This window comes from Brevundimonas sp. BAL450, assembly GCF_015767455.1.
Lineage (GTDB): Bacteria > Pseudomonadota > Alphaproteobacteria > Caulobacterales > Caulobacteraceae > Brevundimonas > Brevundimonas abyssalis.
The window spans coordinates 1-24797 of record NZ_JADWOW010000048.1 but is presented as its reverse complement, the minus strand read 5'-3'; the positions used below and the strand labels follow the sequence as shown (position 1 = coordinate 24797).

Sequence of the window (24797 nt, the reverse complement as noted above, 5' to 3'; positions counted from 1 at the left end):
GATCAGCCGCCCTGGTCGATCAGGGGCGCGATGGCGGCTTCCAGGCTGTCCAGACCGCCCTCGACCCTCTGGCCGTTGACGAAGAAGGTCGGCGTGCCGGTTACGCCCGCCGCCACGGCGCCGCGAACCGAATCGACCAGCCCCGCATCAGCTTCGGGATCGTTCAGGCAGGTCTCCAGCTGATCCGGCCCCAGGTCTCCGGCCTGCGCAGCGCCGAGAAGCCAGGCGGCCGCGTCCCGGCTTGCGTACAGCTGCTCCTGGCCCGACATGAGCGCGTCGACGACGGCGGGAAACTGCTCCGCCGTTGCGCAGCGGGCCACCAGGGCCGCGGTCTGCGACAGGTTCTGCGGCGCCGTCGGCAGATCGCGATAGACGAACCGCACCTGGCCCGTATCGATGAACCGTTCCTTGAAGGCCGGATAGACCTGTTCATGCCAGTCGGCGCAGTGGCCGCAGGTGAACGAGGCGTACTCGATCACCGTCACGGGCGCGTCCGGATCGCCCAGGATGCGGTCCCCGGCCGTGACGGCCGGAACCGGCGCGGAGGCCATGACCGGCGCGTGGTCGTGGCCGTTGTGCGCGCCGCCGGCCGTCTGGGCCGCCGCACCCCAGGGCGCGACGGCGGCCAGGATCCCGGCCGCGATAAGGGATGCGGCCCGGTTCACGCTCAGCCCTCGGCTTCCAGCAGCGGGTCGATCACGGCGGCCAGGCCTTCCAGCGAGGAATCGGTGACCTGGCGGCCGTTGACGGTGAAGTAGGGGGTGCCCGTCACGCCCGCGCGCATGGCCGCCTGGACCCGCTCGTCCATGGCCAGGATGGCGTCCTCGTCGGTGACGCACTGGGTGAACTCTTCTTCGCTCAGGCCCGCATCGGCGGCGATGCGCACCAGGGCGGCCCGGCCCTGGCCCTGGAAGATTTCAGGCTGGGCGCGCATGATCTGGTCCACCACCTCGAAATAGCGGTCGTCGCCGGCGCAGCGGGCCAGCAGGAAGCCGGCCACGGCGATGTCCTGGGGCGCGGTGGGCAACTCGCGGAAGACGAAGCGGACGCGGTTGTTGTTGACGTAGCGTTCCTCGAACTCGGGCTTCACCTGCTCGTTCCAGGCGGCGCAGACGCCGCAGGTGACCGAGGCGTATTCCACCACCGTGACGGCGGCGTCCTCACCGGCGCCCTTGGCCATGTCGCCCTCGGCCGGAGACGACGCTCCACCACCCCCGCAGGCGGCCAGGGCCAGGGTCGCGCCGACGGCGGCGATCATGGCGGCGCGGCGGTTCAGGAAGGTCGGACGCATGGGCGGCTCCTCAAAACGATGAATTCGGCATGATCGCGCGATTCTCGGGTGTCGCGCGCTGGTCCCACAGTCGAGAACAAGGACGGCGAAGGTTTGTCAACGCTGATCGCCGCGCGTGTTGCGCATCACCGCCCGCCCCAGCTTCAGCAGGGCGGCCTTCACCGCGTCGGGTGCGGCGTCCACCGACCGGGCCAGCTCGGCCTCTGCGGCGGCGTCCAGGGGCGGCGCCGTGCGGGTCTTTCGCGTCGGGGAGGCAGGGTCGACCAGGCCGCGCACGGGGCCCTGGGATATCCGCAGCTTCTCCACAGCCCCCGCGCCCAGAAACAGGTTCACCCGCTCGATGATGTCGGCGGACTGGTGCTGGACCAGCAGGGCGGCGGCGCCCGCGACCCGCAGCTCCAGCGCACCGCCCGCGTTTCCGCGCCCCTTGGTCAGCTTCACCGGCTCGGTGACCCGGGCCAGCCGGTCGCCGACGATTTCGCGCCAGCGGGGTTGCAGCGCCTCGGCCCCGCGCCCGTATTTCTTGTCCAGTTCGCGGATGAAGGGCGCCAGCGACCGGCCGACCGGCGGGGCCGGCCGGGGCGCGGGGCGCGTCCGCTTGCGCGACAGAATCTCGCGGACCTCGGCGTCTGTGGGCAGTTGGCGGGCCATGGCTCTATATAGCCCCGATCATGACGCCGGACTCACCCCAATTCGTCCCTGCGGTCCGTGCCGCCCTGCTGGACTGGTATGACGCCCATGCCCGCGCCCTGCCGTGGCGCGTGGGCCCGCACGAGCGCGCGGCGGGGGCGCGGCCCGACCCGTACCGCGTCTGGCTGTCCGAGGTGATGCTGCAGCAGACCACTGTCCCCCACGCCACGGCCTACTTTCTCGACTTCACCCGGCGCTGGCCGACCGTGGCCGATCTGGCGGCGGTGGAGGACGGCGATCTGATGGCCGCCTGGGCGGGGCTGGGCTACTACGCCCGTGCCCGCAACCTGCTGGCTTGCGCCCGCGCCGTGGCGGGGGAGCATGGCGGCGTGTTTCCGGATGAGGAGGCGGGTTTGCTGGCCCTGCGGGGGGTGGGCGCCTACACCGCCGCCGCCGTGGCCGCCATCGCCTTTGACCGGCCCGCCAATGTCGTCGACGGCAATGTGGAGCGGGTCACGGCCCGCCTGTTCGCCGTCGAGACGCCGCTGCCCGCCGCGAAGCCGGAGCTGAAGCGTCTGGCCGCCACTCTGGTGCGCGAGGACCGGCCCGGCGATTGGGCCCAGGCCCTGATGGATCTGGGCGCCACCGTGTGCCGCCCCAAGGCGCCCCTGTGCGACCGCTGCCCTCTGGCGTTCGCCTGCGCCGCGTTCAGGACAGGCGATCCGGGGCGCTACCCCCTGAAGACGAGGAAAGCCGCCCGGCCCCGACGCAAGGGCGCGGTGTTCGTGCTCCGGGACGGGCAGGGGCGCGTGGCGCTGGAACGGCGACCGGACAAGGGCCTGCTGGGCGCCATGCTGGGCTTGCCCACCAGTAGCTGGGACGAGTCCGGCGCCGGATCAGAGGCCGCGCCGGTTCACGCGGACTGGCGGCCGACCGGCGAGGTGGAGCACGTCTTCACCCACTTCGCCCTGACCTTGACGGTGTTCGAGGCGCGCGGGCAGGGGGATTTCATCTGGACCGAAGAGGCCGAGGCCGCCCAGGCCCTGCCCAGCGTGTTCAGGAAAGCGCTGCGGCCGCCGCGATCTTCTCGGGCGATCGGCGCAGCATCAGGGTGAACCCCACCGCCAGGGCGGCGGGCAGCAGGGCCCAGATCTGACCCGCCACCGCCAGCCCGGTGGCCGCGGCCCACAGGGCGCCCACAAGGAATTCCGCCAGGCCGACCAGGAGCGAACCCTTGCGGCTCTTCTGGAAGTCGCGTCGCTGGGCCGGCTTCTGACGCCAGATATTGATCAGGCCCGCCGAGGCCGAGGCGGCCAGACAGCCGATCAGCACCACCACGCTGGCCAGCGGCGCGATCACCGCCAGCCCGGCCAGCGCCACGGCCGTCAGGCTCATGGCCGGGATCAGGGCGGCGTACAGCTTGGCCCGATCCACGCGGCCCTGCTGCACCGGCGCCGAGCGCAACAGCTCGGGGCTGTCCTCGGCCGAGATGGTGATCCACGAGAAGCTGCCCGCCAGCTGGCCCGCCATGATCACCACGGCCCCCGCGCCGAAGGCCACGCCCACGCCCGACTGCGCGTTCCTGAACAGGATGAAGCCCAGCGGCAGCAGATACAGCAGCCGCAACAGCACCTGGCTGAGCAACTGCGGATCGCGGGCCAGAAGACGCAGCTCCTTCTGCACCATCACCCGCGTCAGGCCGGCGGCGAAGGCGCGGTCAGCGACGCGGCGCGGCTTCGAACCGGCCCGGTCGCCCACGGCGGCGGCGGCGTTCTCGGCGAAGCGCCGGGCCAGGGCCGTGGTGGTGACCGCGAACACGATCAGTCCGGCGGCCAGAAACAGGATCAGGGGCAGGGGCTCACCCAGCACGGCGCGCAGGACCCAGGTTCCCCACCCGCCGTCCTGAAAGGCGTCCGACGCCGCCCAGGACTGGAACAGCTCGGCAAGGGCGCTCGCGCCTTCCTCGTCGTCGCGGGGACGGGTGAAATTGTAGATCTGGCTGGCCAGAAACGCCGCGGCGCCCACGAACCCCGCCGTCACCTGGGCCGCCACCCGGGTGCGCCGCGGACCGATAAGGGCGAACAGACCCATGGTCACGCCCAGGCTCAGGGTCGTGGCGATCAGGGTCAGGCCCGCGATCAGGCCGTAGAGCGCGAGCCAGTGCGGCTGGCCCAGCGCCCAGGCCGCCAGCACGAACGGCGTGATCAGAATGTAGTAGAGCAGGCCCGCCACCACCGCGATGGCGATCAGCCGCACGGTCAGCACCACGCGGGGCTTCAGCGGCGAGGACATCAGCAGGTCCAGATCGCCCCGCTGATACAGCGCCTGCACTGACGCATTGATGGCGTGGGTCAGCATCAGGGTCAGGATCGCCCCCATGGCCCCCGTGGCGATCAGGGCGGCCATGGGACTGGCCGTGAGGGGAAACTCGGACACAAGGAACGCCAGCCCCACGCCGCCGCCCACCAGGCCGAGAAGCGCCAGGCCGATCAGCAGGATCAGCATGGCCTTGCCCGCGCTCAGGCCCTCTTTCTTCTCACCCTGCTTGCCGTCCATGCCGCGCCAGCCGAGCCGCACCTCGTGCGCCAGCAGCCAGGGGATCGAGCCCGCCTTGAGAAACCGGATCATGCGGGGACGGGGCCGGAGGTCAGGTCCAGGAACACGTCCTCCAGTGTGCCGTCCTGACGACCCGCGCGCGTGCTCAGTTCGGCCAGACTGCCTTCGGCCAGCAGGCGCCCGTGCTGGATGATGCCGATGCGGTCGGCCATGCGCTCGGCCACGTCGAGAATATGGGTGGTCAGGATCACCGTGGCGCCCGTGCGCACCTTCTCCTGCAGCACGTTCTTGACCTGTCTGGCCATGGCCGCGTCCAGACCGGTCAGCGGCTCGTCCAGCATCAGCAGGCGCGGCTCATGGATCAGGGCGCCGGCCAGCGCCGCCTTCTGCTTCATGCCGCGCGAAAAGCCCTCGCACCGCTCGCCCCGATGCTCCCACAGGGCCAGCCATTCCAGCAGCTCCTGCGCCCGCTTGCGTGCGGTCTTCGCGTTGACGCCCCAAAGACCGGCCACGAACTCCAGATACTCCATGGGCGTCAGCTTGTCGTAGAGCATGGGCTCGTCCGGCAGCCAGGCGATCATGCGCTTGGCCGCGACCGGATCGGCGACGGCGTCCACGCCGAACACGCGGATCGAACCGGCCGTGGGCTGGGTCAGGCCCGCCACCATGCGCAGGGTCGTGGTCTTGCCCGCGCCGTTGGGGCCGAGCAGGGCGTACAGCTCGCCCGCCCGCACGGTCAGATCCAGGTCATCCACCGCCGGGCGGGTGAAGACCTTCTTCAGGCCGCGCAGCTCCAGCGCGGCGACATCCGGTGAACTCATTACGCATCCCCTGTCGTCACCCGACGGTGACGCGCGCGGGGCAGGGCGTCAACGCGTCACTGCATCCCGGCCCGCATCTGGGTGCGCAGGTCGTCGATGAGCTGGAAGCCCCGGTCGGTCTTGTAGCGCCAGAAGGTCCAGCCGTTGCAGGCCGGGGCGTTGTCCAGCAGGGCGCCAAGCTTGTGGATCGAGCCGGTCAGATCGCCATGGGCCAGGCTGCCGTCGGCGCGCACGCGCGCCTCGCGCTCGCCCCTGGGGCAATACAGACGGTCGCCGGGACGCAGCAGTCCGGCTTCCACCAGGGCGCCGAACGGCACCCGCGGTTCGGCCTTCTTGGAGCCCATGACCGCCAGGTCCTCGGGGGCGGCGGGGACCACGGCCTTGATGCGTTTCTCGGCGACCTTCGCGTAGGTCTCCTCGCGCTCGATGCCGATGTAGTGGCGGCCCAGGCGCTTCGCCGCCGCGCCGGTGGTGCCGGTGCCGAAGAAGGGATCCAGCACTACGTCGCCGGGCCGGGTGGCCGCCAGCATGACCCGGTGCAGCAAAGCCTCGGGCTTTTGCGTCGGGTGGGCCTTCTTGCCGTCTTCGTCCTTGATCCGCTCTTCGCCCGTGCACAGGGCGAAGGTCCAGTCCGAGCGCATCTGGGTGTCTTCGTTGAAGGCCTTCAGGGCGTCGTAGTTGAAGGTGTAGCGCTTCTGCTCGCGGCTGCGTGCGGCCCAGATCAGGGTCTCGTGGGCGTTGGTGAAGCGGGTGCCCTTGAAGTTGGGCATGGGGTTGGACTTGCGCCAGATGATGTCGTTCAGCACCCAGAAGCCCAGGTCCTGGATCGCGGCGCCCAGCCGGAACACATTGTGATAGCTGCCGATCACCCAGATGGAGCCCTCGGGCTTCAGCACCCGGCGGCACTCGCTCAGCCAGGCGCGGGTGAAGGCGTCATAGGCGGCGAAGCTCTCGAACTGGTCCCAGTCGTCGTCGACCGCATCCACCTTCGAATTGTCCGGCCGCAGCAGGTCGCCGCCCAGCTGCAGGTTATAGGGCGGGTCGGCGAAGACCATGTCGACGCTGGCGTCGGGCAGGCCCTTCAGCACTTCGATGCAGTCGCCCCTCAGAACGACATCGGTCTTGATACTCATGGTCGAAGGCCCCCGCGTGAACTGTAACGCTGACACTGGTGAATCATCGCGGTTAAGGACCGGTTGATTCCGTCGCGCTTGCGCCCTCGCGTTGACGCTTTAGGGTCCGCGCCTCTGTTCTGAATTCATGGGGTGCGTCAGTTGTCCGTTTTTTCCCGCCTGGCGACGTCCGTCGCCGTCGCCTGCCTGATCGCCGCGCCGGCCATGGCCCAGGACGCCGAGGCGATCCGCACCGCCAAGACCCTGCGCGACCGCGCGCTGGAAGGCACCATCGCCTATGATGTGGTCGAGCAGATCACCACCCGCTTCGGCCCGCGCATGGCGGGCACGGACTCCGAGCGCGCGGCGGCCGCGTGGGGCGAGGAATTCATGACCGGCCTGGGCTTGCAGAACGTGCGGGTTCACGAGTTCCCCCTGGCCGTCTGGAACCGGGGCGTGGAGCAGGTCGAGGTGCTCTCGCCGTTCCCGCAACCCCTGACCGTCACCGCCCTCGGCGGCGCCATGGCCACCCCGGCGGAGGGCGTCACCGGCGAGGCTGTGATCTTCCGTACTTATCAGGATCTGCTGGACCAGCCCGAAGGCGCGCTGGAGGGCAAGATCGCCGTGGTTCTGCAGGACACCCCCCGGGCCCAGGACGGGCGCGGCTACGGCTCCACCTCCGTGATCCGGTTTCAGGGACCGACCGAGGCGGCGCGGCGCGGGGCGGTGGGCTTCCTGTTGCGCTCGCTGGGGACCCACGATCACCGCTTCGCCCACACCGGCGCCACCTCGGTCAGCGACGACGCGGTTCCCGCCTTCGCCATCAGTCCGCCCGACGCCGACCAGCTGGCGCGCATGGCCGCCATGACCGACGAGCCGATCCGCATCCGCCTGTTCTCCACGGCGGGCTTCACCGGCCACGCCTATTCGCAGAACGTCATCGCCGAGGTGGTCGGCAGCGAACGGCCCGAGGAAATCATCACCATCGGCGGCCATCTGGACAGCTGGGATCTGGGCACCGGCGCCATCGACGACGCCTCCGGCATCGGCATCACCACCGCGGCGCTCAAGCTGATCGCCGACCTGCCCGAACGTCCGCGCCGAACCATCCGCGTGGTGTGGTGGGGCGCAGAGGAAGTCAGCCAGCCCGCCCCGGCGCAAGGCCTGGCCGGCGCGCGCGCCTACGCGGACTCCATCAGCGATGAAGCCGCGAACCATGTGGCGATTTCGGAAAGCGATTTCGGCGCCGGGCCGATCTACGCTCTGGGCCTGCCCGAGGGCATGGGCGGAACCGAGTTCCAGCGCGCGGCCATGCGGGTGCTGACGCCGCTGGGCATCGTCTGGGACGGCGCGCCCGCGCGGGGCGGCGGGCCGGACACCGGTCCGACCGTGGCGCTGGGCGTTCCCGCCTTCCGGTTGGCGCAGGACGGCACCGACTATTTTGACGTGCACCACACGGTGGATGACGTGATCGATCGCATCGAGCCCGAGAACCTGGACCAGAACGTCGCCGCCTGGGCCGCGCTGCTGTGGCTGATCGCGGATTCAGATGTGGATTTCAGAGCGGCGGCTGAATAGGGCGACCTGTAACCTTGGCCAATCCGCCGTTTTCGCTCTGACTGTTTGAGCTTCCGGCGAACCATGCCATCAAAGGTTGTTCGTCAACGGCGTTACGGGGGACTGCAGTGTCACAAGAGCCTTACCATCCGGGCCAGAACATTCATGTTCACACCCAGGCTCCGCCTCAGAGCAATGGCCTCGCCGTCGCATCTCTGGTTCTCGGCATCCTGTCGATCCTGTTTGCGTGGATCCCGATTATCGGACTGATCGCCTGGATACTGGCGCCGCTTGGTCTGGTGTTCGGTCTGGTCGCGCTCGGCAAGCCCGTCGGAAAAGGGATGGCTATTGCCGGATCGATCTGTTCGGGAATTGGGCTTTTGATCTGTCTGCTGTGGGTGATCGGTCTGGGCATGGCCGCCAGCAGCAGCGCAATCGTCTCTGATACGGCCTCTGAAGCGAGCGAGTCCGCGATCTGAGTTCGTCTCGTGTGATCAGGCCGCGTCGGGAGCGACAGCGGCCTTTTTCTTGCGCGGCGCGGGCGTCTTCTTGGGCGGCGCGGCGTCTTGTCGGCTTTCGATCTCGCCGTCGATCTGGGGCAGGATGTCGCTGGCGGCGATCTTCTGGGCGGGCAGGCCGTGCTCCAGGAGACGCGAGGCGTTGGTCCGCAGAACCTTGAGTTCCGCATCGGACATACGCGGGATCATGTCGGTGAGCGCCATGGTTTGAGGCCCTTTCTGAAAGAGGGGGCCTCAGGGCTGGCGCGCGAGGCGCCAGCCCTTCAGCTGATTGAAGCCGATCTCGACCACCACGGTATCCCCCACTTCCGGCGGAGAGGACGGATCCTCACGCACGGGAAGCACGGTGACCTGATGTCCGTTGACCAGCTTTACGCGGCGACGCCCTGAAGGCAGGACGCGAACGACCTTTCCATCAAAGGCGATCGCCGCGTGATCCCGATCGACGGCGGTGAACGCCGGATCGGGATCGTCATGCAGTTTATCCGCGATTACGCGGACTGCAGTTGGCCGGCGGATTCCTTGCCCGAACGCGCATCGCGCTCCAGCTCGTAGGAAACCTTCTGGCCTTCGTTCAGCGAGTTCATGCCCGCGCGCTCAACGGCCGAGATGTGCACGAACACATCCTTGCCGCCGTCGGTGGGCTCGATGAAGCCGAAGCCCTTGGTGGGGTTGAACCATTTAACGGTGCCGGTAGCCATATCATGACCTCCTAGTAGGCATTGGCCGCAGGGGACATCCCTGTTCGGCCTGTCGGGTCTGAATGGAAACGGCTGGCCTCAATGCGTCGCATAGAAGAACGGGGCGTTACGCAAAGAGATCGACCAGCCCAAGATGGCGGAAAACGAGGGCGAAAGCAAGGCGTAAGGCGAATCTCGACGCCAGACCCCTGAAAGGCTACGGCTCAGCAGACGCGAGCGTGGCGAAACTGGTAGACGCAAGGGACTTAAAATCCCTCGGCCTTTGGTCATGCGGGTTCGACCCCCGCCGCTCGCACCAGCAGCCGCGCCGTTTGTCCCAGAACGCCGTCCCACCGTTGCGCTGTGGGTGAGCCACGCTAGAAGCGGCGGCCAAGCCATCGGGATACTGACTCGTGAACAGACTTCTCACCACTGCCGCCATGTTCGCCCTTCTCGCCACGCCGGTCGCGGCTCAACCGGCCGAGGAACGGCCCGCGCTGGTGGTCGCCGTCGTCGTGGACCAGCTCAGCGCCAATCTGTTCAACCAGTATCGTCCGCACTTCCGCCATGGCCTGCGCCGACTGGCCGATGAGGGTCTGGTGCACATCAACGGCTATCAGAGCCACGGAAACACCGTCACCTGCGCCGGGCACGCCACGATCCTGACCGGAACCCACCCGGCGAGAAACGGGGTCATCGCCAACGGCTGGATCGACACCACCACAGGTCAGGATGTGTACTGCCTGGCCGCGCCCGAGAATGCGCTGGCCCATGGCGGCGAGAGCGACAACGGCCCGGTCGGGCCGGGTCAGATGCACGCCACGACCCTGGGTGACTGGTTGAAGGCGCGCGATCCGGAGAGTCTGAGCGTGGCGGTGTCGGGCAAGGACCGGGGCGCCATCGCCCTGGCCGGCCAGAATGACGACGGCGCCTACTGGTTCGTGGAAAGCGGCCTGACCACCTATGTGGCGCCGGGCCAGGACGCGGAGGCGCGTCTGGCCCCGGTCGCCGACTTCAACGCCGAGCTGGTGGAGGCCATGACCGCGCTGACCCAATCGGGCGAGCTGGGCTGGACCTATCAGCACGAACAGTGCCGCGCCCTGGCGGCGGACTGGACCATCGGCGACGGGACGTTTCATTCCGATCTGCCGCCGACCGCGTTCGAGGTCGAGGTCTCGCCGCTGTATGACGAAGCGACCCTGGCGGCGGCCGGGCATTTGCTGAATGGGCTCCAGTTGGGCCGTCGGGGCGTCACGGACGTGCTGGGCGTCAGCCTGTCGGGCTCCGATATCATCGGCCATGTCTATGGCACGCAGGGCCCGGAAATGTGCGAGCAGATGTTGCGGCTGGACGCGGCGCTGGGCGAATTCCTGGACCGGCTGGACGACATTCCCGGCGGTGTGGCGCTGGTCCTGACGTCGGACCATGGCGGCTCGGACATGGTCGAGCGGATGACCGCTCACGGCAATCCGGACGCCCGCCGCGGCGACGATGGCCTCGGCGTGCGGGTCAACGCCGCCCTGCGCGAGCAGTTCGACCTGGACTTTGATCCGCTGCGGTCGTCGGCCGGGGGGATTATCGTCACGGATGCGGACGGGGTCGGCCTGCCCGAACCCCTGCGAGGCCAGGTCGTCGAGGCGGCGGTTCGGATGCTGAACGCCGATCCGCTGGTGGCCCTGGCGGTGGCCCGCGACGACCTGCTGGCCGATCCGATTCCGTCCGAGCCGGACCCTGAACTGCTGACACTGCGCGAGAAGCTGCGTCTGTCAGCCGTCGAGGGGCGGTCCCCGGACATTCTGCGCGCCTACAGGCCCTATCTGAACGGCGGCGCGCGGTTGGGCGGCACCCTCTCCAGCCACGGGTCGCCGTGGGACTATGACCGGCGCGTGCCGATCATCTTCTGGCGTTCCGGCGGCGAAGGGCAGGGGCAGGAGCGCTTCTGGCCCCTCCGCACCGTGGACATCGCGCCGACCCTGGCCGCCGTGGTCGGCATCGACCCCGAAGGCGAGATGGACGGCCGCTGCGTCGAACTGGGCTGGAGCCCCACGCCCGCCTGTCCGTCGGGCGACTGAGGCGCGCATAACTTCATGTTTCGTGTGAGAGGCCTCGCCTTTCATACGGCGGGATTCGACGGCACAAGGGGCAGGCAAACCCTTTCACCCGTGGAACCCGCATGAACAGAGCCCGGCGCGCGCGCATCGTCGCCACCCTCGGTCCCGCCAGTCGGGCGCCCGGAACCGTCAAGGCCCTGGCCCAGGCGGGGGTGGATGTGTTCCGCCTGAACTTCAGCCACGGCTCCCACGAGGACCACGCCGCCGCGCTGAAGGCCGTGCGCGGCGCCGAGATGGCCCTGCAACGCCCGCTGGGCGTGCTGGCCGACCTGCAGGGCCCCAAGCTGCGCCTGGGCCGGTTCCGGGACGTGGAGATCTCCGTCACGCCGGGCCAGCGCCTGCGCCTGGATCTGGACGAGACCCCCGGCGACGAGACCCGCGTGTGCATGCCGCACCCGGAAATCTTCAAGGCCCTGCGCGAGGATCATCTGCTGCTGCTGGACGACGGCCGCGTGCGTCTGAAGGTGATCAAGCGCGACGACAAATGGGCCGACGTGGAGGTCCTCAGCGGATCGAAACTGTCGGACCGCAAGGGCGTGGCCGTGCCCCAGGCCGTCATTCCCGTCTCCGCCCTGACCCCCAAGGACCGCGAGGATCTGGCCTTCGCCCTGCGCATGGGCGTGGACTGGGTGGCCCTCTCGTTCGTGCAAAAGGCCGAGGACATGGCCGAGCTGAAGCGGCTGGTGAACGGCAGGGCCGCCTGCCTGGCCAAGATCGAGAAGCCCGCAGCCCTGACCGAATTGGCCGCCATCCTCGACTATTCCGACGGGGTCATGGTGGCGCGCGGCGATCTGGGGGTCGAGCTGGACCCCGAGGACGTGCCGGTGGCCCAGAAGCAGATCCTGCGCATGGCCCGCCAGCGCGGCGTGCCGGCCATCGTCGCCACCCAGATGCTGGAATCCATGACCAGCGCCCCCGCGCCCACCCGCGCCGAGGCGTCGGACGTGGCCAATGCGGTCTATGAGGGCGCCGACGCCCTGATGCTGTCGGCGGAGACCGCCTCGGGCGACTATCCGCTGGAATCCGTCGCCATGATGAACCGCATCATGGAACGGGTGGAGAGCGATCCCCTTTGGCCCGGCCTGATGGACGCCGAGCACGCGGGCATGGACGAGCACGATGTGGACGCTCTGGTCGCCGCCGCGCGCAAGGCCGCCGAGGCCTCGTCCACCGCCTGCATGGTGGTCTTCACTACCCTGGGCGGCACGGCCCGGCGCATGGCGCGCGAGCGGCCGTTGCAGCCCATCCTGGCCCTGACCCCCAATCCCGACACCGCCCGTCGCCTGGCCCTGGTCTGGGGACTGGAGCCCCGTCTGGGCCGCCAGCCGGAATCGCTGGAGCAGGTCACCGAGGACGCGGTGCAGGCCGCCATGGAGTACGGCCTCGCCGAGCCCGGCCAGCGCGTCCTGATCCTGGCCGGCACCCCCTTCGGCGCCCCCGGCGCCGCCAACCTCCTGCGCCTGGCCCACGCCCCGGCGAAGGCGAAGCGGAAGCGGACGAAATAGCCTTCTCCCGATGGGAGAAGGGGGAACCCGCGCACGAAGGCGCGAAGCGTCTTCGTGCTGGCGCGGGGGATGAGGGGCGGGCTGTTGCGCCTTGCACGCCGACCCTCACCCTCCACGCAGCGGTCTGCTTCGCATTCCGCTGCGTGGAGCCGGCCCTCTCCCGTCGGGAGAGGGTTCTCTTTTCCCTCCGCACCCCCCACACTGCCGCCCTCTTTCGGGTGAGGCGGCATGATCAAATACATCGGCTCAAAGCGCGCGCTGCTGGCGGACATCGTCCGGACGGTGCGCGGTTTGCTGCCGAACGGGGGAACCGTCTGCGACCTGTTCAGCGGCACGGCGCGCGTAGGCCATGCCCTCAAGGGCGAGGGCTTCACCGTCCACGCCAACGACCTGAACGCCTACGCCCACATGCTGGCCACGTGCTACGTCCAGGCCGACCGCGACCGCTGGGCCGACAAGGCGGAAACCGTCATCGCCGAACTGTCGGCGCTGAAGGGCGAACCCGGCTGGTTCACCAAGGCCTGCTGCGAGGACGCCCGCTTCTTCCATCCTCGCAACGGCGCCCGCATCGACGCCATGCGCGAGCGCATCGAGACCATGGGGCTTGAGCCCGAGCTGAAGGCCATCGCCCTGGTCTCGCTGATGGAGGCCGCCGACCGCGTGGATTCCACCGCCGGCCTGCAGATGGCCTATATGAAACAGTGGGCGCCGCGCGCCCTCAAGGACATCGAACTGCGGCTGCCCGCGCTTCAGCCCGCCGTCTCCGGCCCCTGCCGCGCCACCCGCGCCGACGCGCTGGAGATGGCCGGGCAGGTCCAGGCCGATCTGGTCTATCTGGACCCGCCGTACAATCAGCACTCCTACCTGGCCAACTACCACGTCTGGGAAAGCCTGGTCCTCTGGGACAAGCCCGAGACCTACGGCATCGCCAACAAGCGCGTGGACGTGAAGACCCGCAAGAGCCCCTTCAACAGCCGCCCCGGCATCCGCGAGGCCATGCGCACCGTGATCGAGCGGCTGGACGCGCCCAATCTGATCGTCTCGTTCAACGACGAGGGCTATCTGTCCCGCGACGATCTCGTGGCCATGCTGTCGGGCCGCGGCCACGTCCAGGTCATCGAGATCGCCCGCCCGCGCTATGTGGGCGCGCGCATCGGCATCCATAATCCCAAGGGCGAAAAGGTGGGCTCTGTCGGGCGGCTGCGGAACGTCGAATATCTGTTCGTCGCCACCGAACAGCCCGTGATCCTGGCGGCCGCCGCATGAGCCGGGAACGTCATGGCGCTGTCTTCGTTAGGCATCCCATGGATCAGCCGCTTTCCAGCCGTCCGTCCGCCCGCGTCAGTCATGTGGACGCCTTCGACACCCTCGCCGCCTGGCGCCCGCCGGAGCCGCGCCACCCCCGCTTCGGCGCCGCCAATGACGGAGACTGGACCGACGCGCCGGTCGAGAACGCCGCACCCGATGAGTCAACCATTGACTGGAAGTGGGGCGATCCCATCTCGGCCAATGCGATCGCCATCGGCGGAGCCTTGTTCTTCGCCCTTCTCGGCGCCCTGTTCGGCAACGCCCTGCAGCTGTGAATCTCCCTCTCCCATTGGGAGAGGGCTGCGCGCACGGATGCGTCAGCATCCGTCCTTCGCGCGCAGGGTGAGGGTCGGGTTCATCCGCCGGCCCACCGAACCCTCATCCCCCGCGCCAGAACCTCCGCTCCGCTCCGGTGCGCGGGTTCCCTCTTCTCCCAACGGGAGAAGGATTAAACCTCTTCCAGCAACGCCCGGATCGGCGCCCAGGTGCGGCGATGTTCGGGGCAGGGGCCGTGCTCGCGCAGGGCCTGCTGGTGCACCGGGGCGTTGTAGCCCTTGTGGCCGGCGAACCCGTACTGCGGATACAGCCCGTCCAATTCGACCATCACCCGATCCCGCGCCGTCTTGGCCAGGATCGAGGCCGCCGCGATGGACAGGGACAGGCCGTCGCCGCCCACCACCGTCCTGACCGGGCAGGGCAGGGCGAAGGGGTGGTTGCCGTCCACCAGAGCCACCACCGGCGTCACCGACAGCTGCTCGATGGCCCGGCACATGGCCAGACCCGTGGCCTTGAGTATGTTGACGTCCTCGATCTCCCGCGCCGAGGCGAAGCCGACGCCCCAAGCCACGGCCCGCGCCTTGATCTCGATCTCAAGTCTTGCGCGAGCCTTGGCGGTCAGAACCTTGGAATCGTTCAATCCGTCCGGCAGATCGCCCGGGTTCAGGATCACCGCCGCCGCCGACACCGGCCCCGCCCACGGCCCGCGCCCGGCCTCGTCCACGCCGCAGACGGGCGCGGCGCACAGGGCTTCCAGCGTGAGATTGGGACCGAGGGACATCAGCGGGCCATAGCCTTTACGGCCTCATGGCGAAAGCACGGGGTCTGGTGATCGTTGACCATGCCCACCGCCTGCATGAATGCATAGGTGATGACCGGCCCGCAGAATTTGAAGCCGCGCGCCTTCAGCGCCTTGGCCATGGCCTGCGACTGTGGCGTCTGGGTCGGCGCCTGACGGAAATCGGTCCAGTCGCCCTGCACCGGCGCCCCGTCCACGAAGCTCCACAGCCAGGCCGAAAAATCCTCGCCGCCGTCCCGCATCTCCAGCCAGATGCGCGCCCCGCCGATGGCCGCGTCGATCTTGGCTCGTGAGCGGATGATCCCCGGATCGGCCAGCAGCCGCGCCCGGTCATCCTCGCCGTACCGGGCCACCTTTTCCGGATCGAACCCGTCGAAGGCCGCGCGCATTGTCTCGCGCTTTCTCAGGATGGTGATCCACGCCAGCCCGGCCTGGAACCCGTCCAGCACCAGCTTCTCCCACAGGGCGCGCGGGTCGTACTCCGGCACGCCCCATTCCTCGTCGTGATAGGCGACATAGAGCGGATCGCTGCCGCACCATCCGCACCGACCTGACCTGTCCGATTCGCCCATGGCGACAGGGTAGGCCCCGGCTGTCACATCTGGAAAGTGGACGCCGTCGCAGAACCGCGTTCAATCTGTCCCTTCCGAAACAAGGGGAGCGGATCATGCGGCTGGGGTTGGTGATTGCGGCGTCTCTGGCGCTGATGCTCGGCGCGCCTGACGCCCGGGCCCAGACCTATACCCTGGCTGACGCGGCCGAGGCGGTGGCGACCAGCGATCTGGCCGCCCTGCAATACGTCGCCGCCGATCAGGCCCTGCTGGACCAGCTTCAGGCCACCGACCCCGAATCCCTGATCGAATTCCACCTCGCCATGGCCCAGGCCTATGAGGACGCCGGTCTGGAGGACGAGGCGCTGGAGGCGTACCAGGCCGCCCTCGTCGCCATCAGCCGCATCCGGGGCCGGGGCCACCTCAGCATGGCCGACCCCATGATTGCCGTGGCCCGGTTGACCGACGATCCCGCCGTGCGCGCGACCTGGTTCGAGAACGCCTACCGCATCCGCCGCAACCATCTGGGCCGCGCCCACCCGACGCTGTCGCCCTATCTGGACGAGCTGAACGCAGCCCGCGCCGAGGCGGGGCTGGAGGCCCTCAGCGAAGAGGGGGAGCGCCTGCGCAGCGAGCCGAACTTCGATCTGGTCAATGTCTACTGGGCCACCCACCGCGCCTCCACCGGCTCGGCCGCCGCCGCCGAGATGTTCGGCGGCCGGGCTGATCGCCTCAGCTTCGGCGTGGCCGAGGTCAGCGTGCCCCGCGACCGTGCGCCGGGCGCCATCCCGCGCCCCTCCATCTGGACGCTGGAGTTCCGCCCCGATCCGAACCGCCACATGGTCTTGAACAGCGTCACCCCCTACGCGGGCCGGGACGCCTTTTTCCAGACGGTATCCACCGTGGTCGACGCCACTGAGCGGCGCGAGGTCTTCGTCTTCATCCACGGCTACAACACCAGCTTCGAGGGCGCGGCCATCCGCACGGCCCAGCTGGCGGTGGACATGAATCTGGACGGCGCCCCGATCCTCTATTCCTGGCCGTCGCGGGCCTCGCTGCTCGGCTATGCCGCCGACACCGATACGGCGGCGGACGAGGTCCTGATCCAGGACGTGGCCGACTTCCTGACCGACGTGGCCGGCCGCACGGGCGCCGAGCGCGTGCATCTGGTGGCCCATTCCATGGGCAACCGGTTCCTGGTGCGCGCGCTGGACCGCATCGCCAGTCGCGCCGACCGGGTCCGGTTCGACGAGGTGGTCATGGCCGCGCCCGATGTGGCCGTCGACGAATTCCAGGACACCTGGCCGCGCATCATGAATACGGGCGAACGCTTCACCCTCTATGCGTCCCGCCGTGACCGCGCCCTGCAGATCTCGGCTCGCATCAACGGCATGCACCGCATCGGCGACGCCCGCGAGGTGGTGGTCAACACCGGCCTCCAGACCGTGGACACCACCGCCGCCTCGGCCGGGCTTCTGGGCCATGACGATTTCGCCGGCAGCGCCTTGGCGGACTTCCGCGCGGTCATGTGGCTGTCCCTGGCGCCCGATCAGCGCTGCGTGCTGGAGACGGCCGAGGACGACGGCCGCCGCTACTGGGCCTTCGGCGGCCAGTGCCCGGAGCAGGACTTCGGCGATGTGACCCAGATGGTCCGCGCCAACGGTTCGGTGGAGGCCGCCCTGTCAAAGCTGGAGACGGACATGATCAGCGTCGGCGTCGCGGCCCGTCAGGAGCTGGGCCGCAAGCGCGACCTGCTGCGCGCCCTGTTCACCCAGGCAGCCAGTCCGGCGGGCGCGCCGTAACCGGACGGCCGTCCACGGTCAGGACGCCGTCCATCCGGTCCAGCCGCATCAGGGCCATGGCCATGCCGTCGCGGCCCGACAGCACCGCGCCCGCGCGCAACTCCCCGTTCAGCACCTCGGCGCCGAAGGGCGGCGGCGGGCCGTCGAAGGCGATGGGCAGCATGCGGCTCTTGATGGTCCCGCGCCGCTTCATGCGCGAGGTGGTCTCCTGACCCACGAAGCAGCCCTTCCGGAAGTCGACGCCGTTCAGCAGGTCCAGATTGGCCTCGATGGGATAGGTCTTGTCGTCCGGCGCATCACGGGCCGGGTCGGCCACGCCCAGCGTGAGGCGGTGGACCGCATAGTCGTCCTCGCTGGCGGTCGCCGTCTGCTCACCGCCATAGCTCCGCCCGCCCAGGGTCGGCAGGCGCGGGTCGGGCGTGAAGCCGTCCGCCTCGCCGCCCCACGCCGCGAACACCGGATCGTCTGACGCCACGACCTCCACCTTCGCCCGCAGCTTGTAGAGGGTCAGCCGCTGCATCAGCGCCTCGCGTCGGTCGGCCGGGACGTCCAGCAGCACCCCGTCCTCCAGCCCCAGCAGGAACAGGTCCATCAGCATCCGCCCCGGCGGCGACAGCAGGGCGCCGTAACGCAGGACGCCGGGCGTCAGCGTCTCCACGTCCTGGGTCAGCAGGTTGTGCAGGAACGGCCGGGCGTCCGGCCCGGTGACGCGGACCACGGCGCGGTCGGTCAGTTTCGCGATCTGAAGGCTCATGACGGTGGATATAGGCCGATTGTCGCGGCGGGGGAGGGCGAAACCGGTCCTCCCGCGCGTTATGATCACCGCAATGAACAAACCCTTCCCGATTCTGTATATCGCCGAGGCGGACGCGGAGGCCGCGATCCTGTCCTCGGGCGTGCTCGCGTACCTGACCGACAGCGTGCCGAATGCGGTGATCACCGTGGTGGGCTCGCGAGCGTCCGCGCCCCTGTTCGCCGACCTGCCGGGGCTGGAGCGCCTGATCGTGCTGGAGCGCGAAGGCCGGCTGGACTGGATCGGCCTGTGGAACCAGCTTCGCGGGACCGAATGGGGCCTGATCGTGGATCAGCGCGGCAGCCAGATCTCCGGCCGCTTGCGTCGCCAGAAGCGCGCCGTGCGCATCGCGCCTGAACCGACCGAAGACCCGGTCCACGCGGTGGTCGAGGCCGCGCGCGTTCTGCAGTTGGACGAGACGCCGGCGCCGCGCCTGTTTTTCGGCGAGGAGACCCGCGCCGCCGCCGACGCTCTGATCGGTCCCGTGAACGGTCCCGTTCTGGCCGTCGGGCCGGGCGTGGACTGGATCGGCAAGCGCTGGCCGGCCGAACGCTTCGCCAAGGTCGCGGCCGCCCTCCTGGGCGACGGCGGCCCCCTGGCGGGCGGACGGCTGCTGATCGTCGGCGATCAGGCCGACCGTGACGCGGCCCACACCATCCGCTTCGCCGTGCATCGCCACCGGGTGATCGAGGCCCAGGGCAAGTTGACCCCGCTGCAGACCGCCGCCGCCCTGTCGCGGGCCGATCTCTATCTGGGCGCGGACTCCCTGTGGACCCAGCTGGCCGTGGCGGCGGGCGTGCCCTCGGTCGCCGTGTTCGGCCCCTCGGATGAGACCCGCGTGGGGCCCTGGCAGGGCCGCTCGGTGCGCGGCCCCCGTACGCTGGAGGATTTCCGCGTCATCGACCCCGGCCTGAACCAGCACATCCAGCACATGATGGACCTGCCCGTGGAACCCGTGCTTCAAAAGGCGCGGGACCTGCTGGCGCAGCCGCGGGCCGGGACGCCGGAAACGGAGACAGCCGATGAGCACCTATGACCTGATCGTTCGCGGTGGCGAGGTGGCCAACCACGCCGGACGCGGCCGCGCCGACATGGGCGTGAAGGATGGCAAGATCGCCGCCATCGGCGATCTGACGCAGGCCGACGCCGGAGAGATCGTCGACGCGGCGGGCCTCACGGTCCTGCCCGGCGTCATCGACACCCAGGTCCACTTCCGCGAACCCGGCCTGGAATGGAAAGAGGATCTGGAGACCGGCTCGCGCGCCGCCGCCCTGGGCGGGGTGGTCGCCGTGTTCGAGATGCCGAACACCAATCCCAACACCACCGATCCGGCCACCCTGGAAGACAAGCTGCACCGCGCCCGCGACCGCATGTGGACCGACCACGCCTTCTATATCGGCGGCACCCACGAGAACGCCGACCATCTGGGCGAGCTGGAGCGCCTGCCCGGCTGCTGCGGGGTCAAGGTGTTCATGGGCGCCTCCACCGGCGACCTGCTGATCGCCGACGACGACGGGGTGCGCAAGGTGCTCAGGAACGTGGCCCGCCGCGCCACCTTCCATTCCGAGGACGAGTACCGGCTGGAGGAGCGCCGCGGTCTGGCTCGCGCCGGCGACTGGACCAGCCATCCGGAGGTGCGCGACGCCGAGAGCGCCATCCTGTCCACCCGCCGTCTGGTGGGTCTGGCCCGCGAGGTCGGCCGCCGCATTCACGTGCTGCACGTGACGACGGCGCAGGAGATCGAGTATCTCGCCCAGCACAAGGACGTGGCCACCGTCGAGGTCACGCCCCAGCACCTGACGCTGGAAGCCCCCGAGGCCTACGAACGCCTCAAGGGTCTGGCCCAGATGAACCCGCCCATCCGCTCCGCCGAGCACGTGGCGGGCCTGTGGCGCGGCATCGATCAGGGGATCGTGGACGTGCTGGGCTCGGACCACGCGCCCCATACGCTGGAGGAGAAGGCCCGGCCCTATCCCGCCTCGCCCTCGGGCATGCCGGGGGTCCAGACCCTGGTCCCGGTCATGCTGACCCATGTGGCCAACGGCAAGATGAGCCTCGAACGCTTCATCGACCTGACCTCGGCGGGCGCCCAGCGCATCTTCAACATCGCCGGCAAGGGCCGTCTGGCCGTGGGCTATGACGCCGACCTGACCCTGGTGGACCTGAAGGCGAAGCGCACCATCGTCCACGCCGACATGGCCACCCGCTCCGCCTGGACCCCCTTCGACGGCTTCGAGGCGACCGGCTGGCCCATGGCCACCATTGTGCGGGGCCGCGTGGTCATGAAGGACGATGAGCTGATCGGCTCGGCCCACGGCCGCCCGGTGCGCTTCCAGGAAACGCTGTCGGCCTGACGCCCTTTGCGGGAAGGCGCCCGGCGGCTATATCCCACCGCTTCCCCGAACCGCGTACGGACACCATGGCCCGCATTCTCGTCACCTCGGCTCTGCCCTACATCAACGGCGTCAAGCATCTGGGCAACCTGGCGGGCTCCATGCTGCCCGCCGACGTGTGGTCGCGGTTCAAGCGGGCCCAGGGCCACGAGGTGCTCTACGTCTGCGCCACCGACGAGCACGGCACGCCCGCCGAGCTGGCCGCCGCCGCCGCCGGTCAGGACGTGAAGACCTATTGCGACGAGCAGCATCAGGTCCAGAAGGCGGCGGGCGAGGCCTTCGGACTCAGCTACGACGTGTTCGGCCGCTCCTCCAACGCCCCCAACCACCGCCTGACCCAGCATTTCGCAAAGGTGCTGGAGGACAACGGCCTGATCGAGGAGCGGGTGGATCGCATGATCTACTCCATCGACGACGGCCGCTTCCTGCCCGACCGCTATGTGGAGGGCACCTGCCCCCACTGCGCCTATGAAAAGGCCCGCGGCGACCAGTGCGACAACTGCGGCCGCCTGCTGGACCCCACCGACCTGAAGGATCCCTATTCGGCCGTCTCCGGCAGCCGGAACCTTGAGGTGCGCGACACCCGCCACCTCTACCTGCTCCAGACGAAGGTGGCCGACACGGTGCGCGGCTGGGTCGATGAACGCTCGCCCAGCTGGCAGCCGCTGGCCCGGTCCATCGCCTACAAGCATCTGGACGAGGGCCTGATCGACCGGGGCATCACCCGCGACCTGAAGTGGGGCGTGCCGGTGGTGGGCGCCGACGGCGGGCCGCGCCCCGGGCTGGAGGGCAAGGTCTTCTACGTCTGGTTCGACGCCCCCATCGAATACATCGCCGCCACCGAGGAGTGGGCGCAGGCGAACGGCGGCGACTGGCGCTCATGGTGGCGTCTGGACGAGGGGGCCGAAGACGTCCGCTACGTCCAGTTCATGGGCAAGGACAATGTGGCCTTCCACACGGTCAGCTTCCCGGCCACCATCCTCGGCTCGGGCGAGCCCTGGAAGACCGTGGACCAGCTCAAGGCCTTCAACTGGCTCAACTGGTACGGCGGCAAATTCTCAACCTCCCAGGGCCGGGGCGTGTTCATGGATCAGGCGCTGGAGCTGCTGCCCGCCGACTACTGGCGCTGGCATCTGACCGCCTACGGCCCCGAGCATTCCGACACCGCCTTCACCTGGGAGCAGTTCCAGGGCGCGGTGAACAAGGATCTGGCCGACGTGCTGGGCAATTTCGTCAACCGCATCGTCAAATTCGCCGAGAGCCGCTTCGACGGCGTGGTCCCCGACGGCGGCGAGCCCGGCCCGGTGGAGGCCAAACTCGAAGCCGACGTGACCGCCGCGCTGGCGACCCTGACCGCCGAGTTCGAGGCCATGGAGTTCCGCAAGGCCGGTCAGGCCCTGCGCGCCCTGTGGGTGCTGGGCAACGAATACCTTCAGGAAGCCGCGCCCTGGACCGCCTTCAAGACCGACCGCGACCGCGCCGCCGTGGGCGTGCGCACCGGCCTCAATCTGGTGGCCCTGTTCGCGCGCATCTCGGCGCCGGTCCTGCCGTTCACCGCCGAGCGCATCGGCGCCACCGTGGGCCAGACCGACCTGACCTGGCCCGAGCCCGACGCCGCCCTGCTGGACGTCCTGCCGCGCGGCCGCCCGGTCTCGGCGCCCGAGGTGCTGTTCAAAAAGATCGAGGACGCCCAGGTGGCCGAATGGGCCGAGCGCTTCGGGGGCGGGGAGGGCTAGACCGGGTCCGCAGGCTCTGGCTCAGGCTGAGGCGCCGCGCGCCGCTCCGCCCCGCCGGGCAGGCCCTCGGCGGTGTGGCCGTTCGCCTCGCCCGCGTGACGCAGGTGCTTGGCCTGTTCCTCCGGTCCGATGTCCAGCCACGAGCCGATCATGAATTCGTTGTGCGCCTCGGTGTGGCCCAGCCGCACGAGGGTCGAGCGATAGCCGTCCCAGATCATGTGCAGGGCCACGTACAGCACGATCAGCAGACCGATGTAGGCGATCCAGCGGTGCTTGTTCAGCAGGCGGGCGATGAAGGTGGCGGCGATGCCCATCAGGGCGATCGACAGGATCAGGCCGAACACCATGATCCACGGGTGGTCATGGCTGGCGCCGGCCACGGCCAGCACATTGTCCAGGCTCATGGCCACGTCGGCGATCATGATCTGCAGCAGGGCGGCGCCGAAGGTCTTGCGCTTGATGCCCATTTCCTCGGGCGTGGCCGCGCCGCCGCCGTGATGGGCGGCCAGGGCCTTCTCCATCTCGTCGGTGGATTCGGCCTGGTCGTGGGTGCGCTGCTCCTGAAGCTCGCGCCACATCTTCCAGCACACCCACAGCAGCAGGAACCCGCCCGCCATCAGCAGGCCCACGATGGCCAGCAGCTGGATGGTGATCAGGGCGAAGCCGATGCGCAAAACCACCGCGGCGGCCAGGCCGATCAGGATGGCTTTCTTGCGCTGCTCCGCGGGCAGGGCGGCGGCGGCCAGCCCAACAGCTACGGCGTTGTCGCCGGCCAGCACCAGATCGATCATCAGCACCTGGCCGAGCGCGACCATCTGGCTGGCGAATTCGGGGGAGGAGAAGAATTCGAACATCCGGCCTCTCTAGTCCCGCCGCCCGGCGGTCCGCAACGGCTCGTTTCAGCCGTGACGCTTCTGCGCCCGCGTCGCCTCATAAAGTGCGATGGCCGCGGCGTTGGACACGTTCAGGCTCTCGAAGCCGCCCGGCATGGGGATCTTGGCCAGCACCTCGCAGTGCTCGGCAACCAGGCGGCGGATGCCGTCGCCTTCGGACCCCATGACGATGACCGTGGGCCGCGCGTCCAGCGCCGCGTCCAGCGTCATCTCCGCCGAGCCGTCCATGCCGACTGCGCGCCAGCCCAGATCGCCCAGCCGCTCCAGCGCCCGGCTCAGATTCGTGGCCCGCACGCAGGGCAGGCGCTCGGTGGCCCCCGCCGCCGCCTTCGCCAGCGCCCCGGCCAGCGCCGGCGAATGGCGGTCCTGCACCACGATGCCCTTGGCCCCGAACGCCAGGGCCGAGCGGAACACCGCGCCCACGTTCTGGGGATCGGTGATCTGGTCCAGCATGACGATCACGCCTTCCGCGGGCTCGGCGATCTCTTCCAGCGTCACCCCTTCCAGCGGCGCCACCTTGAACACCAGCCCCTGATGCACCGCGCCGGGCGGGACCATGCGGGCCAGCGTCGGGCCGTCCATGACCTCGATCTGGTGGCCGTGGTTCAGGCCGCCGGACGCCAGCTCCTCGGCCCGCTCCTGGGTGGCCAGCAGCCGGCCCATGCCCTTGCGCGCCGGGTTGGCCAGGGCGGCCAGCACCGGGTGCCGGCCCCAGATCAGATTGTCCGGCTCCACCTTCTGACGCGGCGCCCTCGGCGCCGAATCTCTCGGCCCGGTCGAGTCGCTTTTCGGCGCCCAGCCCCGTTCAGGCCGGGGTTTGAAGCCTTGCGTTTTCTTGGGTTTCCGGTCGTTGCGTTCGCGGTTCGACGACACTATAAGACGCGCTCCGATTTGGGGGCCACCCGGCCCTCGGGTCCGGCGCCTCCCATATACGAGGCTGTCTGGAACACCGAGGGCTTTTGTTCGTACGGGTCATTTCGACCTGTCCGGACGAAGGCAGGGCGGTCCTGAAAGCGGCGCGTCGGGGGAATGTCCCGAGTGGCAAAGGGGGCGGACTGTAAATCCGCTGCGTAAGCTTCGTAGGTTCGAGTCCTACTTCCCCCACCACGCGCCCTTGCAGGATCGACCGACGGACGGCTTTCGGGTCGGAAACGGGTGCGGGCCTGCCCGCGCTCCATGCGCGGGTATAGCACAATGGTAGTGCAGCAGCCTTCCAAGCTGAGGATGTCGGTTCGATCCCGTCTACCCGCTCCAGTTTCTGCTGATTGAATGCAAACACGCCCCTCCCTTACGACGCGGGACCTGGGCCACAGGAGTTTTGGCCATGGCCAAGGAAAAGTTCGAACGTAACAAGCCGCACTGCAACATCGGCACGATCGGCCACGTTGACCACGGCAAGACGACGCTGACGGCGGCGATCACGATGACGCTGGCCAAGGCCGGCGGCGCCAAGGCGATGGCCTAT

At 69.2% G+C, this 24797-nt stretch carries 25 protein-coding genes and 3 tRNA genes; 15 read left to right on the top strand and 13 right to left on the bottom strand.

Going from position 1 to position 24797, the window contains the following annotated elements:
- Nucleotides 1-2 precede the first annotated feature (2 nt).
- The 3 genes from IWC96_RS07455 to IWC96_RS07445 all read right to left on the bottom strand — a co-directional run bounded on the left by IWC96_RS07455 (nucleotide 3) and on the right by IWC96_RS07445 (nucleotide 1942).
- On the bottom strand, nucleotides 3-665 hold the full coding sequence (locus tag IWC96_RS07455) for a DsbA family protein (protein ID WP_021698331.1): 663 nt from the start codon (nucleotides 663-665) through the stop codon (nucleotides 3-5).
- A gap of 2 nt (nucleotides 666-667) precedes the next feature.
- Nucleotides 668-1291, bottom strand: a complete 624-nt coding sequence (locus tag IWC96_RS07450) for a thioredoxin domain-containing protein (protein WP_021698332.1) — start codon at nucleotides 1289-1291, stop codon at nucleotides 668-670.
- A 96-nt stretch (nucleotides 1292-1387) separates the two neighbouring features.
- Nucleotides 1388-1942 (bottom strand): DUF721 domain-containing protein, encoded by a 555-nt coding sequence (locus tag IWC96_RS07445; RefSeq protein ID WP_021698333.1) that lies wholly within the window; start codon nucleotides 1940-1942, stop codon nucleotides 1388-1390.
- A 20-nt stretch (nucleotides 1943-1962) separates the two neighbouring features.
- Here IWC96_RS07445 and mutY point away from each other — a divergent pair, with 20 nt between their 5' ends.
- The gene (mutY, locus tag IWC96_RS07440; RefSeq protein ID WP_045319317.1) at nucleotides 1963-3036 is read left to right on the top strand and encodes an A/G-specific adenine glycosylase; all 1074 of its coding nucleotides are present in this window, start codon (nucleotides 1963-1965) and stop codon (nucleotides 3034-3036) included.
- Here the strand turns inward: mutY and IWC96_RS07435 are convergent.
- Genes IWC96_RS07435 through IWC96_RS07425 form a run of 3 tightly spaced genes read right to left on the bottom strand, consistent with a single transcriptional unit; the run spans nucleotide 2978 to nucleotide 6431 of the window.
- A complete protein-coding gene (locus IWC96_RS07435; RefSeq protein WP_021698334.1) occupies nucleotides 2978-4549 on the bottom strand; it encodes a hypothetical protein in 1572 nt (523 codons plus the stop codon). The two genes, mutY and IWC96_RS07435, sit on opposite strands and share 59 nt — an antisense overlap.
- Nucleotides 4546-5298, bottom strand: a complete 753-nt coding sequence (locus IWC96_RS07430; protein ID WP_196838666.1) for an ABC transporter ATP-binding protein — start codon at nucleotides 5296-5298, stop codon at nucleotides 4546-4548. Before IWC96_RS07430 ends, IWC96_RS07435 begins: the two co-directional genes overlap by 4 nt.
- A 56-nt stretch (nucleotides 5299-5354) precedes the next feature.
- Nucleotides 5355-6431 (bottom strand): site-specific DNA-methyltransferase, encoded by a 1077-nt coding sequence (locus tag IWC96_RS07425; protein ID WP_045319318.1) that lies wholly within the window; start codon nucleotides 6429-6431, stop codon nucleotides 5355-5357.
- Between the two features lie 141 nt (nucleotides 6432-6572).
- On the opposite strand from IWC96_RS07425, the gene IWC96_RS07420 reads away from it, so the two are divergent.
- Together IWC96_RS07420 and IWC96_RS07415 are read left to right on the top strand one after the other, a co-directional pair.
- A complete protein-coding gene (locus tag IWC96_RS07420) occupies nucleotides 6573-7988 on the top strand; it encodes a M28 family peptidase (RefSeq protein WP_045319319.1) in 1416 nt (471 codons plus the stop codon).
- 107 nt (nucleotides 7989-8095) lie between these two features.
- Nucleotides 8096-8446, top strand: coding sequence for a DUF4190 domain-containing protein (locus IWC96_RS07415; protein ID WP_196838665.1), 351 nt, complete (start codon nucleotides 8096-8098; stop codon nucleotides 8444-8446).
- 15 nt (nucleotides 8447-8461) lie between these two features.
- On the opposite strand, the gene IWC96_RS07410 is transcribed toward IWC96_RS07415, so the two are convergent.
- Together IWC96_RS07410 and IWC96_RS07405 are read right to left on the bottom strand one after the other, a co-directional pair.
- Complete coding sequence (locus tag IWC96_RS07410) at nucleotides 8462-8689, bottom strand: hypothetical protein (protein WP_196838664.1); 228 nt, start codon at nucleotides 8687-8689, stop codon at nucleotides 8462-8464.
- Between the two features lie 287 nt (nucleotides 8690-8976).
- Complete coding sequence (locus tag IWC96_RS07405; protein WP_021698339.1) at nucleotides 8977-9186, bottom strand: cold-shock protein; 210 nt, start codon at nucleotides 9184-9186, stop codon at nucleotides 8977-8979.
- A 212-nt stretch (nucleotides 9187-9398) separates the two neighbouring features.
- Between IWC96_RS07405 and IWC96_RS07400 the strand changes: the two genes are divergently transcribed.
- The 5 genes from IWC96_RS07400 (at nucleotide 9399) to IWC96_RS07380 (ending at nucleotide 14364) form a co-directional block, all read left to right on the top strand.
- A tRNA-Leu gene (locus IWC96_RS07400) sits at nucleotides 9399-9484 on the top strand.
- Nucleotides 9485-9578: 94 nt separating this feature from the next.
- Nucleotides 9579-11237: an alkaline phosphatase family protein gene (locus IWC96_RS07395; protein ID WP_021698340.1), complete on the top strand. Its 1659-nt coding sequence runs from the start codon at nucleotides 9579-9581 to the stop codon at nucleotides 11235-11237.
- Between the two features lie 101 nt (nucleotides 11238-11338).
- Nucleotides 11339-12781: a pyruvate kinase gene (gene pyk, locus IWC96_RS07390; RefSeq protein WP_196838663.1), complete on the top strand. Its 1443-nt coding sequence runs from the start codon at nucleotides 11339-11341 to the stop codon at nucleotides 12779-12781.
- 228 nt (nucleotides 12782-13009) lie between these two features.
- On the top strand, nucleotides 13010-14047 hold the full coding sequence (locus IWC96_RS07385) for a DNA adenine methylase (RefSeq protein ID WP_021698342.1): 1038 nt from the start codon (nucleotides 13010-13012) through the stop codon (nucleotides 14045-14047).
- A gap of 38 nt (nucleotides 14048-14085) precedes the next feature.
- Nucleotides 14086-14364 carry a hypothetical protein gene (locus IWC96_RS07380; RefSeq protein ID WP_021698343.1) on the top strand — a complete coding sequence of 93 codons (279 nt, stop codon included), beginning with the start codon at nucleotides 14086-14088 and terminating at the stop codon, nucleotides 14362-14364.
- A gap of 173 nt (nucleotides 14365-14537) precedes the next feature.
- On the opposite strand, the gene IWC96_RS07375 is transcribed toward IWC96_RS07380, so the two are convergent.
- Together IWC96_RS07375 and IWC96_RS07370 are read right to left on the bottom strand one after the other, a co-directional pair.
- Complete coding sequence (locus tag IWC96_RS07375) at nucleotides 14538-15146, bottom strand: ribonuclease HII (protein ID WP_196838662.1); 609 nt, start codon at nucleotides 15144-15146, stop codon at nucleotides 14538-14540.
- Nucleotides 15146-15736, bottom strand: coding sequence for a DNA-3-methyladenine glycosylase I (locus IWC96_RS07370; RefSeq protein WP_021698582.1), 591 nt, complete (start codon nucleotides 15734-15736; stop codon nucleotides 15146-15148). Before IWC96_RS07370 ends, IWC96_RS07375 begins: the two co-directional genes overlap by 1 nt.
- Before the next feature lie 95 nt (nucleotides 15737-15831).
- On the opposite strand from IWC96_RS07370, the gene IWC96_RS07365 reads away from it, so the two are divergent.
- Nucleotides 15832-17517 (top strand): alpha/beta hydrolase, encoded by a 1686-nt coding sequence (locus IWC96_RS07365; RefSeq protein WP_196838661.1) that lies wholly within the window; start codon nucleotides 15832-15834, stop codon nucleotides 17515-17517.
- Here the strand turns inward: IWC96_RS07365 and IWC96_RS07360 are convergent.
- Nucleotides 17483-18271, bottom strand: a complete 789-nt coding sequence (locus IWC96_RS07360) for a folate-binding protein YgfZ (RefSeq protein ID WP_021698585.1) — start codon at nucleotides 18269-18271, stop codon at nucleotides 17483-17485. The two genes, IWC96_RS07365 and IWC96_RS07360, sit on opposite strands and share 35 nt — an antisense overlap.
- Nucleotides 18272-18344: 73 nt before the next feature.
- Between IWC96_RS07360 and IWC96_RS07355 the strand changes: the two genes are divergently transcribed.
- The 3 genes from IWC96_RS07355 (at nucleotide 18345) to metG (ending at nucleotide 22439) form a co-directional block, all read left to right on the top strand.
- On the top strand, nucleotides 18345-19346 hold the full coding sequence (locus IWC96_RS07355) for a glycosyltransferase family 9 protein (RefSeq protein WP_045319400.1): 1002 nt from the start codon (nucleotides 18345-18347) through the stop codon (nucleotides 19344-19346).
- The gene (locus IWC96_RS07350; RefSeq protein ID WP_021698587.1) at nucleotides 19333-20664 is read left to right on the top strand and encodes a dihydroorotase; all 1332 of its coding nucleotides are present in this window, start codon (nucleotides 19333-19335) and stop codon (nucleotides 20662-20664) included. The genes IWC96_RS07355 and IWC96_RS07350 overlap by 14 nt, the downstream gene beginning before the upstream one ends.
- A gap of 65 nt (nucleotides 20665-20729) precedes the next feature.
- Nucleotides 20730-22439 (top strand): methionine--tRNA ligase, encoded by a 1710-nt coding sequence (gene metG / locus IWC96_RS07345; RefSeq protein WP_196838660.1) that lies wholly within the window; start codon nucleotides 20730-20732, stop codon nucleotides 22437-22439.
- Here metG and IWC96_RS07340 read toward each other — a convergent pair.
- Nucleotides 22436-23293, bottom strand: a complete 858-nt coding sequence (locus tag IWC96_RS07340; protein ID WP_045319401.1) for a TerC family protein — start codon at nucleotides 23291-23293, stop codon at nucleotides 22436-22438. The genes metG and IWC96_RS07340 overlap by 4 nt on opposite strands.
- Nucleotides 23294-23338: 45 nt before the next feature.
- The gene (gene rlmB, locus IWC96_RS07335) at nucleotides 23339-24205 is read right to left on the bottom strand and encodes a 23S rRNA (guanosine(2251)-2'-O)-methyltransferase RlmB (RefSeq protein ID WP_045319402.1); all 867 of its coding nucleotides are present in this window, start codon (nucleotides 24203-24205) and stop codon (nucleotides 23339-23341) included.
- Between the two features lie 150 nt (nucleotides 24206-24355).
- Here rlmB and IWC96_RS07330 point away from each other — a divergent pair.
- The 3 genes from IWC96_RS07330 to IWC96_RS07320 all read left to right on the top strand — a co-directional run.
- Nucleotides 24356-24439, top strand: a tRNA-Tyr gene (locus IWC96_RS07330).
- A 73-nt stretch (nucleotides 24440-24512) separates the two neighbouring features.
- Nucleotides 24513-24586, top strand: a tRNA-Gly gene (locus IWC96_RS07325).
- 70 nt (nucleotides 24587-24656) lie between these two features.
- Nucleotides 24657-24797, top strand: a 141-nt coding sequence (locus IWC96_RS07320; protein ID WP_231378809.1) for a GTP-binding protein, incomplete at its 3' end; no start/stop codon positions are given.